Origin of the sequence: Psychromonas sp. MME1 (genome assembly GCF_041080865.1) — a bacterium.
In the GTDB taxonomy this organism is placed as follows: Bacteria; Pseudomonadota; Gammaproteobacteria; order Enterobacterales; family Psychromonadaceae; genus Psychromonas.
Genome location: NZ_CP160906.1, coordinates 24,699 through 39,226, shown reverse-complemented (window position 1 = coordinate 39,226; position 14,528 = coordinate 24,699). Strand labels below are relative to the sequence as shown.

Genomic DNA, 14,528 nt, shown 5'->3' with positions numbered 1-14,528 from the left:
TTTTCTACAGAGACACGCTTTTCAAAGGAATCAATGGGTTAATAAATACTAAGCAACTTCCACTTCAACCAATATCCCAAAGTGATCAGATACAATCGGATAAAAATCGTTATTAAAAATGGTCTGATGCTGCTTTACCACAACCACTTGATTACTAAGAATCAAATCAATCCGTAACGCTTGGCTGTTTTGCTCCCATCCATCAATATTTTTAATCACAGTGGTGCCAACATCTTTTTTCTCTGCCATTTCATAACAATCAATTAAACCGTTCTGTAATAGGTAATCATAACCTTCATTGCGTATATGAGTTGGGTTGTTGAAATCACCTAATAGAAAGCTCAACCCTGTTGATAATGTCGCCGTGATACGGTTTATCTGATCAGCAAATGGGTTCTCTGAGTCATTCCACCAGCCACAATGACAATTATAAAAATCGAGTTCACCTTGTTGAGAAGCGACTTTAATACGCACTGCTCGCCTATGTTTCCAAAAATTCACGTCATAGTTATCACTTAGGTCAATGACCTCATGCTCAATAATGGGCAATCGTGTCAAAAATGCGAGCCCCTCTTGATATACCTCATAACTTTGGTGAACAAAATCCCACGTTAGTTGGTAGTGATGCCCCTGTTCCATCAGTTTTTGCTGTAATAAATAACCATAGTTATCAGCTAACACGGCATGATTACTTAATATATTGACATCAATAATCGGGCTATCTTGATGTTGATTAACCTCTTGTAATGCAATCACATCGCACCCTTGTTCGATAATGGCTTGCACCACTATATCCAACTTTTCTAGCTGTTTATCTTCTTGCCAACTGTGGGTATTTAGCGTCATTAACTTCATCTATTATTCGCTTATTTAATGTACTGAGATAAAACGCAGCTTTAAAGCTGCGTTTGTTGAGGTTGTTCGTTTAAGGTAGAGGACGAATTACGCTGCTTGCGCTGAAAACTTCTCAAGTAACCTAGATTTAATAACATCCACCCCAGGACCATAAATAACTTGTACTCCCTGTTCTTTAACCACTGACCCAAGTGCACCAGTAGGCTTCCATAACGCATATTCAGCAACCAATTGCGGATCATTAACGGTAATACGTAAGCGAGTCATACAAGCATCAATCTCAGCAATATTGCCACGGCCACCTAAATTTTGAATAATAATCTCAAGCTTCTCATCTTGTGACATGGTTTCTGCACTTTCATCTAGGTAGTTACCCATACGTCCCGGTGTTGGTAATTTAAACTTCACAATTAGCACACGGAACAGTCCATAGTTAATAACAAAGAAAACAATACACACCAATGCGAAACGAACTAAATCACCGCCAATGCCCGCTGAAACCATCATTGGTATACGCGTGAGTAATTCAATCAAGCCAAAGGCATGTACACGTAGGTCCATCACATCCACTAATGCAAATGCAATACCTGTTAACACCGCGTGTGCAACATACAAAACAGGAGCAATGAACATAAACATGAATTCAATCGGTTCAGTCACGCCCGTTAATAACACAGCAAGACACGCAGATAAAAACATCGGTTTATATTGCTTAAGCTTATCCTTATCAACACAGTGATACATCGCAAGCCCAATACCAATCAGTGATGACGCAGCTATAATTACTTGGCCCGCTTTAAAACGTGCTGGATGTACTGTATCTAATAAATACTGGTAAGTTGTCGGATCGCTTAATTTAAGATTATTTAAATCACTTATCCAAGCAAGCCATAATGGGTCTTGACCATAAACACTTGAACCCGCACTAGCCCCTGTTAAAAGCTCATAAGAACCACCTAGCTCGGTGTAATTCATTGGAATTGTTAAGGTGTGATGTAAACCAAATGGCAGTAATAAACGCTCTAACGTACCATACAAGAAAGGAGCGGCGATCGGCGCACTCTCTTTAGAGGTTGCAATCCATTGACCAAAATCATTGAGAGCACCTTGAATTAAAGGCCATACTATCGATAAACCAAGCGCAATGATCACCGAATAGAAAATCACCATAAAAGGAACAAAACGCTTACCGTTGAAAAATGCTAATGCTTCAGGTAATCGAGAGAAGTCATAGTAACGGTTATATAAGTTGGCACCTAAATAGCCCGACATAATGCCGATAAAAACACCCATATTTAATGCTGGAGCGCCTAAAATATTAGTAAAAAATTGAGAGACAGGCAGCTCAGTTCCAAATAAACTCATCACAACCGCCTGAGGATCACTCAGCATACCGTTATCTACGCCCAGTATAACCCCTGTGATACGGTTAATTAATATGAAGGCAATAAGCGCCGCAAATGCCCCACCTGCACGCTCTTTTGCCCACGAACCACCAATCGCGACAGCAAATAACAGGTGAAGGTTAACAATAATCCCCCAACCAATATTTTCCATAATATGGCCTAGTGTTTCAATCGCACCGAAACCGCCAGCATACATTGCGACGACTTTACCTAGTGAAATCATAATACCGGCTGCGGGCATCACCGCTATAACAACGATAAGGGATTTCCCAAACCGTTGCCAAAAATCAAATGATAGTAATTTACTCATAATTAATTCCTTGGTTGAAATGCAGGTTAACGTCATCAACGCCCCTGCCATAAATATAATTTAATGTTTTCTTACAAATATATACGCTGCATAAGCGGGAGCTATTTGCGTTGTTATAAAATCCGATTGAATGTGTTCATTATTGATAGTTTGGTTATCAAGCATTAACGTCCCTAATTGCGCACTGTCGATATTAACGATGCTCTCTTGTGCACTTAAATTGGTAATAATGGTCCATGTCATATCTTGAGCAATGCGTTGATAAGCATAGATATTAGGATCATCAGGCATCAACAATTGATAACGACCAACCACCAAACTTTCATTTGATTTACGCAGGGCAATCAACTGTTTATAAAAATTCAAAATTGAGTTTGGATCTTGCTGTTGTTGTTCAACATTGATATCGGTGTAATTTGGATTCACAGCAAACCAAGGTGGCACCTCAGAAAAACCAGCAAAATCGCGATCATTCCATTGCATTGGTAGACGACTATGATCACGGGATACTTGATTTAACAATGCCAAGATCTTTTCGTCGGTTTGTCCTTGTTGCTCTAACTTTTTACTTAAATTTCTAGCAGACACATCATTAAAGTCGTTCACAGAAGTAAACTGATTATTTACCATGCCGATCTCTTGGCCCTGATAAATAAACGGAGTTCCTTTCATCAAAAAATAACAACTTGCTAAAGCCGTAGCACTGCCATACCAATAATCTGGATGAGCAAAGGTATTAATACTACGGGCTTGATCGTGATTCTCTAAATAAAGTGCGTTCCAGCCTTTGCCTTCTAATGCATTTTGCCAACGCGATAGAATTTGCTTAAATTCCACTAAATCAAAATGCTCGAGACTTTGCTCTTCCGCCCATAATTTCATGTGCTCAAACTGAAAAATCATATTAAAAACACCGCCTTGGTCATGTTCGCTGGCTTCAGCGACCCAAGTTAATGCATTTTCTGCAGAGACCCCATTTGCCTCGCCAACGGTAACAATATCAAAAGGTGCAAACGCCTGATCTCTTAGTTCATATAAATGCTTATCAATACCCTCAACATTCATGTGATAGTCAAATGAAGAGACATAATTTTCACCCTTTGGATTGGGTAAAGAGGGTAAACCAGCTTTTTTCTGAATATGGCTAATAGCATCCACACGGAAACCATCAATACCACGAGCCAGCCACCAATGAATCATGTTAAATAATGCTTGTTTAACTTCAGGGTTTTCCCAATTAAGATCGGGCTGTTTTTTAGAAAATAGGTGCAGGTAATATTGCGCCGTTTTAGCATCATATTCCCATGCACTACCATGAAAAATACTTTCCCAGTTATTTGGATCGCAAGACGGCTTTTCAGCTGTTGGCTCACAACCATCACGCCAAATATACCAATCACGTTTGGGGCTATCTTTACTTTCACGAGACTCAATGAACCATGGATGCTCATCACTAGTGTGGTTGATCACTAAGTCCATAATAATACGAATGCCGCGTTCATGAGCAGCACTGATTAATCGATCGACATCCTCAAGGGTTCCAAAATCAGGATGAATTGCTTGATAGTCACTAATATCGTAACCGTTATCATCATTCGGTGATGCATAAAATGGACAAATCCATAATAAATCAATCCCCAAATCAGCAAGGTAATCCAGCTTGGCAATGATTCCCTCAATATCACCAATACCATCTTGGTTTGTATCATAAAAGCTACGAGGATAAATTTGGTAGGCAGTCGCTTTCTTCCACCACGCGAGTGGTGTTAAATGCATATTATTAGTGCGCGTCATCTGTTTTTTCTTGTGCATGTGTTAACGTTAACATATATGGTGATGTTGAATTTAATTAGATGCAACATGTTACCCTAAAAACTGTGAGCTTTCTCTCATTTTTATATTAAATTGGCCTTCAACGGAACTGAAATCACGCTTAATCAATTTTTTAACGGCTTGGTAGCCCACTTGATAGTAATTAAAAGCAACAGTACTAAGGCTTGGTACTAATAAATCACTGTAGTCATAATCCCCTATGCCTACAATCCACAGGTTATGGCCAATTTTTAATTGCTGCTCTTTGGCGCGACGATATAAACGAATGGCAATATTATCGGTAGCACAAAAATAGACATTATTGGGCTGTAATTGAATCTCTTGGTATCCGATTTTTAGCTCCGAATCAGCCAATGCTTGCAGCGAAAAATTTAGCTCTGGTGCTGCGTCAGTAATAGTTGTTTGCATCAATTTAGTACGGCTTGATAGCATACGTTCATCATAGATATAATGCACGGCTGCGAGTGGTGCCTGCTGCTGTTTTAACTGAGTGATGGTTTGTGAGACTAGCGCTTTAATCGCAGCCTGTTCAGGGTAATATAAACAGCAATGATGGGGGGTGTTTTTACCAATAAATAGGACATTATCTAAGGTTTGATAAAAAGGCTCTTCAACACTGTGCTTTGAAGCAAGAATAATTGTACCCAATGCATTTAAGCCATTAAACTCTCTCACTGCTTGGCATTCGGAGTCATGACTAAACCCTGTAGCATGAAACAGCATTCGGACTTGTGATTCATTTGCCGCAGCCAGAGCCCCTTTAATCACTAAACTCGTTGTATATGATTCAATCCGAGGCGCAACGAAACCAATAATATTAGATTGACTTCGAATTGAGCGAGCAAATATATTAGGGGTATAATGACTTTCTTTGACGATAGCATCAATTTTAAGGCGATTCTCTGCCGAAACATAACCGTCATTAAAGTAACGTGACACGGTCATTGTTGAGATCCCAAGTCGCCTTGAAATCTCCGCCATGGTCATTTTTTTACTCATCACATTTTTCCTTCAATAATACATTATTGCCATATTATCCAATATATTGGCTGACAACACAGTAAAAAAAAACTATATGATGATATACACATATTACTTAGCGTTAAAAAGGCATTGTCATTTTATCGACCTGAACTGAGCAACCTGTTGTAGCTAAGTAATACTAACCAGATATTTGTAGGTTTCTAAATCACTTGAGGGCGTTTTCGAATTGGCTTTTAACTCGCTCTGGGGCACATGCGAGATAGAAAATAAACTTACAATCTATAGATGATCAAGGTTAAAGACCTGACTCTCGATCCCGCTCTACTTTTATCACTACGAATAATGCCCATTACTTTTCTAAGCTGCCTGTGCGGGCGAGTATTGCACCAGCAATTGTCACGAGCGAGAGGCAAGGATGCCGAACTGGGTGAGCCGCATGGATGCTACTTTTATCACTATGAATAACGCCCATTACTTTTCTAAGCTGCCTGTGCGGCAGTGAACGCGCAACTCAAATATACTTAATTCAAGAGTTATTTCTAAGCTGCCTGTGCGGCAGTGAACAGTTGATTGCGATCTGCTTGTCTAATAATGTTTTTCTAAGCTGCCTGTGCGGCAGTGAACAGTTGATTGCGATCTGCTTGTCTAATAATGTTTTTCTAAGCTGCCTGTGCGGCAGTGAACGTGTCAGCGCTATAGAATTTCTGTAATTGAGATTTCTAAGCTGCCTGTGCGGCAGTGAACTGAAAAAGAAATGTTCAGCTATGAGCGATTAATTTCTAAGCTGCCTGTGCGGCAGTGAACCAATCAATCCGTCACCATACTCTCCGTAAAGCTTTCTAAGCTGCCTGTGCGGCAGTGAACGTTGCCTTTTCTTTTCATCTTCAAGTTGCTGCTTTCTAAGCTGCCTGTGCGGCAGTGAACATAGAGCAACGTAAAAACGTAGAGCTAACAAATTTCTAAGCTGCCTGTGCGGCAGTGAACTATGGACTAGTGCATGACTTTAGTAATGAAGATTTCTAAGCTGCCTGTGCGGCAGTGAACGTTAACTATTAATCAAAAATCAAGCTACGAGTTTTCTAAGCTGCCTGTGCGGCAGTGAACAACTAGCCGTGAATAGTGAAATACCAACATACTTTCTAAGCTGCCTGTGCGGCAGTGAACAGGCTCATTCAGCGCTCCTTGTTCTCTTAAAGTTTCTAAGCTGCCTGTGCGGCAGTGAACGTTACTCATCCTAAGCGCGTTCATGCATTTTTTTTCTAAGCTGCCTGTGCGGCAGTGAACTGTTTCTGCTGCTGGTGTTTCAGGTACTGTTTTTTCTAAGCTGCCTGTGCGGCAGTGAACTGCAGGATGTCATTAATAGCTCTTCGACTTCTTTTCTAAGCTGCCTGTGCGGCAGTGAACTTTAAGATCTTCAAGCATCCCCTGCTCAACTTTTTCTAAGCTGCCTGTGCGGCAGTGAACCCTAAATCTAGGCCAATGGTCAGGGCATATCGTTTCTAAGCTGCCTGTGCGGCAGTGAACTAGTAATAAACTGCGAGCTACTAGGCTTTGTTTTTCTAAGCTGCCTGTGCGGCAGTGAACATTCTGTTGTTGACCCATTGCGTAAAATAGAATTTCTAAGCTGCCTGTGCGGCAGTGAACAATAGAATAACAGCCAAAAAATAAGTTACAACAATCAGTTGTTATAAAAATCATTTTTTGACCTTTATTTTCACCACACTTGTAACTCATTGTTTATTTACCAATTTTTAAAGAGCAATTTTTTAGGTTAAATTACTGAGTGTTTAAATTAGTGGGTTAGTGTAACAAGCGCGCAAATGCGTTTTTTTCCACACTTGCTTTGATAAAGAATCATCATGGTACACATTCGCTGTGTCTATTCGATAAATCAGCCTAAATGATTTAGTTAATAACTCTAAACAATCTTCATCTGTTAAATTTAGGTTGATAAAAACATGCTCTATATACTTACATTACTGATGAAAGAGAACCAGATATAAACTATATTTGGTCCTCTATAAAACGGTAATTAAGGACGTTATTATTACCGACATTTAAAACCATGGCACAGTGGCGGTTTTGCTTAAACCAAATTGGTCAAATTCACCATCAATAGCATTAGCTGATAACTCACCAAACTGAATATATCGACGATGTAAATGACCACTTGAACCACTTTCCAGTTCAAGATATGGATTGTCTAAACCTTTGGTAAACATTTTCGCTTTATAAGCTTTTACCTCCTCTGCTGATATTGTTTTTCGTTTGATCAGACGATTAAGTTTGGCGTTTGTCATGCTACTTTGTTTACGTGAAATCACGCGATGTTGCACTTGTTCAGGTATTGGTAAAATATCGTTTACTTTGCAATAGCCACTCAAACCACCTAACCAATTAACGCTTTGAAAATTAGTTAATGTTGCTAACTCGCCATGAATACGGATTACTCTACCCAATAAAACTTTATAGGCAGGAAAGCTAACGCCAATCTTGGTAGATTGTTGATCACATAACGCTTTGTGAAATTTAGTGTAAACCTTATTTAGTAAAACGTTTTCACGCATTTCAGCATCAGGTTGTAGCGTAATATCAATAAAACAATTCATTATTAAGCCCTTATCTTTGTGACATAAGCAATGCCTTTTTTACCAAGGTAAAAGGAAGAAACGCCAGCATTTTCTATTAGTTGGGCTAATTCATCAGCTCTACTTATACTTTTATCAAGCTTGCCTTTATCTTTTTGCTTATCAAGCAATAACTCTACATCCAATTTACCTGTGTGCTTATTTACAACAACAGGGGTTCCAACCGATTTTTTTCTTTTCCCCGTCATAGCATTAAGCCAATCTCTAACACCATTAAACCCTCGTTTAGAAAATCCTTGTATTTGTATTTCACCCTTGGAATTGAGAAGAAATGACGATTCATGACCATTTTTCAGCAAATATTCAGCTTGTAAATACAGTGCCGCTGAATAAAGACTAGTAGGATAAATAACCCCATTTTTACAATATTCTTCACCCAGTTTTTTTTCATCAGGAAATTTTTGAGATAAAAAACTTATAACAGTATTTAGTTTGGTGTCTGCTTCATTCGCCAAAGGATCATTAACCAATACTTTTAAATCATTTTTAGCATCATTTAATTCCGATAATAACTTCATTAATTGAGACTGGCTTTTACTCTCTTGTGCTGGTGTTTTTGGTGGGTTAATTTTAACTTTGTTGTTAAATTTTTCTACTGCTTCACATTTTTTATTGATAATGAATTCATGTTCTTGAATTAATCTATCATTGGTTTTTAAAACTGCACCCAAGTCGCTTTTCGAATCAGATATTGCATTAATTCGACTAATCAAACTTTTAGGATCACAAGAAACACAACCAATTCCATTCATTTTTTTACTTAAAATGAAATTAATAAGTTCATGTTTGGTTAAAAATAAAATAGACCAAAGATAGTGTGAGTTTTTAGAAAAAAACCATGGATTATCATCCTCCAACACACCTAAATAAGAAGATTGTGCGCATCTATCATCTGATTTATTAACTAAATACATTAACTCTTCAACTTTGTGCGATTGATCATCATGCTCAAGCCAATTTATTTTATTTTGAATATCATCAAAGTAAAAATCACTATTCTTGGCTTGATATAATTTTCGCTGATCACCAATTAATCGACTAAGTACACCAAGTACAGTATCTAAAGTAATTGGTTGAAATTTTTCACCTCTAGTTTTAGAGGTAGCTACAAATGCTCTATCATTTTCTTTTTTACTAATTGGTTTGTTAGGATTTCCATTTAAGAAACCTGTTTGCCAACAAGAGTCATATTCAATAGTAATCCTCATAATTACTTACCCTCATAATAAACGGCGTAAGTATTTGAACCTTTTTCCTGCAAAATTTGACTTTCATCTTTCTTTATACGGAACATATCTTTAGCAGTTTGACTATTATTGTAATCAACTAATACATCATCAACGTACATATAGCCTTTGGCTTGCCTAATACTCAAATCCGTAATTAATTCGATTGTCTGTTTAACTAAAACATCGATAGCATCGTCATTTAACAAAACACCTTGTTCACCCTCATCAAAAATAGAACCTCGACGAACATAATTTTCATGGTATTCAGCTATAACATTCTTATTTCCAGATAAGGTTTGCAGATAATCTGTTAATTTTTCTGCAACTTCTTTCCCTTCTTTATGATTATTAATTTTCATTGATTCACGGCCAAAATCTGCACATAAAGGAATAAACTGTAATTGCTCAATGCTAATTGAACCATAAGAAATATATTTAGTATCACCAAAAGTAAACTTTGAAAATAATGAATTACTTGAATCTTTACCTGCTTTATTAGTTTCTTTTTCTTTACTTCCCGAACGCCCCATTTGTTCGAAGTTACCATTACCTAGCTGATCAACAAAATCAGTTAACAATAATGGACTTGTTCTTTTATTTTCATTTTTTGGATTAACATAACCTCTTATTAAGCCTGTGGTTGAACATAATAAACTAATAATATTCTCAGCTAATTTAGGGGAATTTAAATTATAATGTTCGCCTCTAAACAAATGATGTCTAATACAGTTTTGACTGATATATAACTCAACAGTGCTCAAATCAACATCTTCAGGGTGCTTATAAAATTTAGCCGTTCCATCTTCGTTAAACTCTTTGACATTGCTATAACCTCTCAACTTAGGCATAGAGTGGTTAGTAATATTTTTAAATTTGTTATCGTTAATAATGGTTAAACTTGGAGAGCCATTCCAATTCACCACCCCATGACCTAATGCGGTAATTTTAAAATCTACACTTTTAATTCCTGTTACTTTTTCCATGATTTATTCCTCATCTTCTGTTGTGTTATTAAGTTGTTTTAGCGACATTGCGCCAATGGGTTGTTTTTCGCATGTCATATAATAAATGGCATGTGAATGTCTTGCTGATTTACCGCCAACGGCATCGAGATCATTTGATGTGTAGCTTAAATATATCGGTAATTCTGGATCGCGCGCTTGGTTTAATAACGCATTATCGTTATAGGGTTTAGAGCAAACCAAAGCTTTGCATTGCTTAAACATATGAGAAAGAAGATCTTGATCGCTTTTGCCATAACCTTTAATTGCCATGGTTGAATAAGTGAGATTATCGATAGCAGTTGTATCATCAAGTGGCATTGTGTACGCGTATTCATTAATGAATTGAGGCGTACTTGCATTGCTCAAATCGCACACGGCCATTTGTACAAAACGATTATTACCCCGTAATGAATTTTTACTTATTTTGCCGCGTGATTTTTCTAGCTGTTTTTTAGGGGGAATAACAAAGGGATCAACCACCTTATTATTAATTTCAACCACACTATTTTTTAACGCTGAAACTAAATCACTTATTATCATTTTTCGTGTTAATGACTGTTGACTAAATTGACGATACTTTTGATAAATCTCGGGCAAAACAAAGGTTTTACCTTGATAGTTTTCCAGTAAAAATTGATACCATGATCTGGTGGTTGCCAAGCTATACATTTTATTTAAAAATCGAGAGGCGGCACTTTGCCCTTTGTTGTTGGCTATAGTTTCAGGAACCGCTAAGCAATAAGTGTTTACTGCTTTATTTAACCCAAAACAATCAAGCCTGCCCAAGCGTTGTAAGGTGTTTTCAGGGTTTGATATTTCTGCAACCATGTAGTCACAACTAATATTGAGTGATGCTTGAACAATAGGACCGCTACGCAACACTTCATATTTGTTCGTGCCTTCTTGTTTAAATGATTCATAAACTTCGTTAAACCATGTTTGTTTATCACTTTTTTTGAACTTGGAATGCAGTAGAATATTATTTTCTTTTTGTTGGTTAGCAATAAAACTGTTTTGCGCAGATAAGGCGGTATTGCTAATAACAAAAGTTTTACTGTTATGAGCTTTTACTAATGGATTTGAATCACTTAAATTAGCGTCGTTAAACACTTCAAATTTAATTTCATAGGTACTTGAATTAAAAGAAGGCATTTCGATAATATCTTCTTTATCAATAGCCAAGACTTCTTCAACAAAGACATAATGAGGCGTTGCAGAAACGAGTAAGGTATTAGCTTGCTTCCCTTGAGCTTTTTTACAGGCAACTAATTCGGCAAATAATAAGTTAAACGCAGACATATTGATGTACTCATGGAATTCATCAAACACGATATGAGCATTTAAGTAGTCAATCAGGGTATTGGCTTTGCTATGGCTAATGACTGAACCCAATATTTGATCAATAGTGGTAATCACCACATCACCTGAAAAATACTGTTCGATAGGTGTTTCATTACCCCAAGTATCTTGGAACTTGAATTCGCCTGTCATAATTTCTATGGTGGCATCAGGCAAGTAACGATCAGATGTTAATTCTGCAAATAAACCTTGGCAAACCTGTACTCTTGGGCAAATCCAAATAATTTTTTTCGCATTTTTCAACAATGCCCATTCCAGTGCTATTTTGGTTTTTCCACAACCTGCCGCGCCAGCTAACACGCCAACATCTTCAACCTCTGTTAACAATGCAGCTATTTCATGTTGTTTTTTTGTTCGATCACTATTATCAAAGTTCTTCAGACAATTAGTTATGTGACTTGATAACGTAGAATCAGTTACCAATTTTTCGGCAATAATGTCATCGAGTGTTTTAGTTTTAATCGCTTGATGTAGTTCTTGAGTACTTAACGCTGAGACCAGCCTGTCAGCAGTGATCACACAAGCTCTTGCGATATTGTTATTGGCATTTAATTGGATATTTTTTTGATAATCATCCACCTCTTCTTCTGTTTCATATTCTTTATATTGCGGTAATGGTGGCGCGTTCGGTAAAAGATCTTCTGCATCATCAATTGCACCATTTAAATATGCGTTGGTTAAACTTGGTTCACTGTCTCGATATTTCAGTTCAATATCGCTCACTTTTAACAAGATATTTTGCGATTTTGCAATAAAGTCGTTTAGTGATTCACCTTTGTTATTAGCTAAGAATTTTTTAGCCAAGCCTTTATAACTATCAAACTCTAGCGCTATTTTGTCATTACGGTATGCTCTTGCATGATGCCAATAAATAACATGGCGAATAGTTCGCTTGTTACCTGTGCTGACAAATTTAAGGCTTACATCATCAAGTAAATGATAAAACAATAATGATAATTCGTTATGTCTAGGGTGTTTTTCAAAGCTAAATTTAGCAGTGTCAATATGCTGTCCGTCTTCAGCAATTACATCTTTCTTTTTAGGATCAATAACCCACTTTTGAAAATTAGGATCAAGCTTGCCTAAATCATGCAAACAGCCGGCAACAAAACATGTTGTTGCGTATTGTTGATCTAAATTAGGAAATAATTTTTTATGTAATGATTCAGCGACATAACCAACAGCAAATAAATGCTCAACCAATGTCTGTAAATGCGTATTAGCATAAGCCACTCCTTTAATTGGTTTGTTGTTATTCGTGTCCATAAAAACCTCTTTTGCTGTTGTATTCACAGGCACTACTCCCTGCTCATTAAATTTTGATTTTGAACCCACCACCCACAAAAACTGGCTACGTGAGCGACTTCTGATCCAGTGACAACTCACTGCGGTACTTTTACTGGCGGTTTGGCGGAGCATTTTTTTAACGGTTAATAACCCATCTTCGGTAATAATGGTTTGCCACGTGTTATCGCCGATACGGTTAGCAAAAGCATCAAGCACGCGGCGTGTTTTTTTGAGAGCGTTTTTTTCGCATTGCGAAACGAAAGTGACCATCATGATGTTGGCCTGTTTAAAAAGTGGCTAATATGTTGCGAATTTTGTCCTATCACTTTTAAAGCGTGAGTTATTTGCCCCTTTAAGCGCTGACCAATATATTCGGTGATGGGATATTGTTCACCTTCAATTAAATTCATGGGATCACAACATCCTAATACCTCAATTTCTAAGGGCTCCCCGATGGTTATTTTACTCTTCAATGAGTTAACCCATAAGCAGGCTATCTTGGTTATTACCATGCCAGACAAAGGGTATGCTTTTGAAGCGCGATGTATTTTTACCTCAATAGCGTAACCGCTTAAGCGCGCTTTTAATTCGCTTTCTTCAATATCAATAGCATAATCTGGTTCACACCAACTGGTCATGACCATCTCCTTTTTGCGCATAGCCGAATGAAAGCGCCACAGCTTTAACGGTGTTAAACATAAAATCCAGCGCTTTGTTATCGGTAAAGGCTTGCAGTATTTGTTGGCGAAACTCTTGCTCTGTGGCATTTTCTTTGGCGCAGATAAACGCCCAAGGTAAGACCAGCGCATCTTTGATTAAATCGGCGACATCAAACACTAAGGCCCCTCGGCGTGTTTTTCCATGCATCACGGCGAAACCATGGGGAATGCCTAATACCCATAATGTGCAAGCCGCTAAGCCGTAGGCTAAATAATTACCGTGATTTAAGAAATCGTTCGCTAAGTCTGTCGATTCATGTTGACGCTTAAAGCCTTCTGTTTTTGTGGCATTAGCTGCAAATTTATAAAGGGTCTTGGTCAGTTGCGCTTCTGCAAGTAATAAGTCAGCAGGTTTGAGTGCACTGTCCATACGTTCTTTGAATCAGGCTAATGCACTTTCGATGTCACTACTCTCTGTACTAAAGCCTTCCGATTTAATGCCTCGATCGTTATTCCAAATTTTATGTAAATATTCAATACGCGCTTGTTGAAATTGCTTAGCGGCTTGTAAGCGTTTTTGATCATCAAACCAGAATTGCATCCAGCCTTGTAAGTATTCCGTCGGACGATATTCACTTTGTGGGGTTAACCATTCAATTTCATTCGCCATATAAAGAGGAGTGCCCCCTCCCCCAGAAAAACCGACCAATACCCCCGCTTGGGCAAGCATCCTCATTGCAGCTTGGGTGACAGATGTGCCAGTGCCTAAAAGCAAAACGGTTGTATTGGCAATGGGAATATTAAAATATTGATTTTCTTTTTTGGCTTCAGTTAAATAGAGAACACGACCATCTTTTTGCATTACTCGGCAATGCTCAAGGTAATAGATATTGGCACGTTTGGAATGAAGAATACTTTTTAAATCAGATGGAGATAAATCTTTCATTTTGCTTC

At 37.8% G+C, this 14,528-nt stretch carries 9 protein-coding genes, 1 pseudogene and 1 CRISPR repeat array; all 10 genes and pseudogenes read right to left on the bottom strand.

Annotated elements, in window-relative coordinates:
- Window positions 1-48 precede the first annotated feature (48 nt).
- Window positions 49-855, bottom strand: coding sequence for an endonuclease/exonuclease/phosphatase family protein (locus tag AB2N10_RS00145; protein ID WP_369434140.1), 807 nt, complete (start codon window positions 853-855; stop codon window positions 49-51).
- Between the two features lie 87 nt (window positions 856-942).
- Window positions 943-2,571, bottom strand: a complete 1,629-nt coding sequence (locus tag AB2N10_RS00140) for a PTS transporter subunit IIBC (protein WP_354622588.1) — start codon at window positions 2,569-2,571, stop codon at window positions 943-945.
- Between the two features lie 60 nt (window positions 2,572-2,631).
- The gene (locus AB2N10_RS00135; protein ID WP_369434139.1) at window positions 2,632-4,383 is read right to left on the bottom strand and encodes an alpha-glucosidase; all 1,752 of its coding nucleotides are present in this window, start codon (window positions 4,381-4,383) and stop codon (window positions 2,632-2,634) included.
- Window positions 4,384-4,434: 51 nt separating this feature from the next.
- A complete protein-coding gene (locus AB2N10_RS00130) occupies window positions 4,435-5,403 on the bottom strand; it encodes a LacI family DNA-binding transcriptional regulator (RefSeq protein ID WP_354622585.1) in 969 nt (322 codons plus the stop codon).
- Window positions 5,404-5,864: 461 nt separating this feature from the next.
- A CRISPR array of direct repeats spans window positions 5,865-7,032; the repeat unit is 28 nt; unit sequence TTTCTAAGCTGCCTGTGCGGCAGTGAAC.
- Between the two features lie 413 nt (window positions 7,033-7,445).
- On the bottom strand, window positions 7,446-7,997 hold the full coding sequence (gene cas6f, locus AB2N10_RS00125; RefSeq protein ID WP_354622584.1) for a type I-F CRISPR-associated endoribonuclease Cas6/Csy4: 552 nt from the start codon (window positions 7,995-7,997) through the stop codon (window positions 7,446-7,448).
- A gap of 2 nt (window positions 7,998-7,999) precedes the next feature.
- Window positions 8,000-9,244, bottom strand: coding sequence for a type I-Fv CRISPR-associated protein Cas5fv (gene cas5fv, locus AB2N10_RS00120; RefSeq protein ID WP_369434138.1), 1,245 nt, complete (start codon window positions 9,242-9,244; stop codon window positions 8,000-8,002).
- A gap of 2 nt (window positions 9,245-9,246) precedes the next feature.
- Window positions 9,247-10,248: a type I-Fv CRISPR-associated protein Cas7fv gene (gene cas7fv, locus AB2N10_RS00115; RefSeq protein WP_369434137.1), complete on the bottom strand. Its 1,002-nt coding sequence runs from the start codon at window positions 10,246-10,248 to the stop codon at window positions 9,247-9,249.
- Window positions 10,249-10,251: 3 nt separating this feature from the next.
- Complete coding sequence (locus AB2N10_RS00110) at window positions 10,252-13,188, bottom strand: CRISPR-associated endonuclease Cas3'' (RefSeq protein WP_354622580.1); 2,937 nt, start codon at window positions 13,186-13,188, stop codon at window positions 10,252-10,254.
- Window positions 13,185-13,553: a hypothetical protein gene (locus AB2N10_RS00105; RefSeq protein ID WP_354622579.1), complete on the bottom strand. Its 369-nt coding sequence runs from the start codon at window positions 13,551-13,553 to the stop codon at window positions 13,185-13,187. Before AB2N10_RS00105 ends, AB2N10_RS00110 begins: the two co-directional genes overlap by 4 nt.
- Window positions 13,537-14,520: pseudogene (cas1f, locus tag AB2N10_RS00100) on the bottom strand (type I-F CRISPR-associated endonuclease Cas1f). The gene AB2N10_RS00105 and the pseudogene cas1f overlap by 17 nt, the downstream one beginning before the upstream one ends.
- Between the last annotated feature and the right edge of the window lie 8 nt (window positions 14,521-14,528).

What these genes read in the sequence shown, in the direction of transcription:
- cas7fv (WP_369434137.1), bottom strand. Translation starts at nt 10,248, where the DNA reads ATGGAAAAAGTAACAGGAATTAAAAGTGTAGATTTTAAAATTACCGCA.
- AB2N10_RS00135 (WP_369434139.1), bottom strand. Translation starts at nt 4,383, where the DNA reads ATGCACAAGAAAAAACAGATGACGCGCACTAATAATATGCATTTAACA.
- AB2N10_RS00105 (WP_354622579.1), bottom strand. Translation starts at nt 13,553, where the DNA reads ATGACCAGTTGGTGTGAACCAGATTATGCTATTGATATTGAAGAAAGC.
- AB2N10_RS00110 (WP_354622580.1), bottom strand. Translation starts at nt 13,188, where the DNA reads ATGATGGTCACTTTCGTTTCGCAATGCGAAAAAAACGCTCTCAAAAAA.
- AB2N10_RS00130 (WP_354622585.1), bottom strand. Translation starts at nt 5,403, where the DNA reads ATGAGTAAAAAAATGACCATGGCGGAGATTTCAAGGCGACTTGGGATC.
- AB2N10_RS00140 (WP_354622588.1), bottom strand. Translation starts at nt 2,571, where the DNA reads ATGAGTAAATTACTATCATTTGATTTTTGGCAACGGTTTGGGAAATCC.
- cas5fv (WP_369434138.1), bottom strand. Translation starts at nt 9,244, where the DNA reads ATGAGGATTACTATTGAATATGACTCTTGTTGGCAAACAGGTTTCTTA.
- AB2N10_RS00145 (WP_369434140.1), bottom strand. Translation starts at nt 855, where the DNA reads ATGAAGTTAATGACGCTAAATACCCACAGTTGGCAAGAAGATAAACAG.
- cas6f (WP_354622584.1), bottom strand. Translation starts at nt 7,997, where the DNA reads ATGAATTGTTTTATTGATATTACGCTACAACCTGATGCTGAAATGCGT.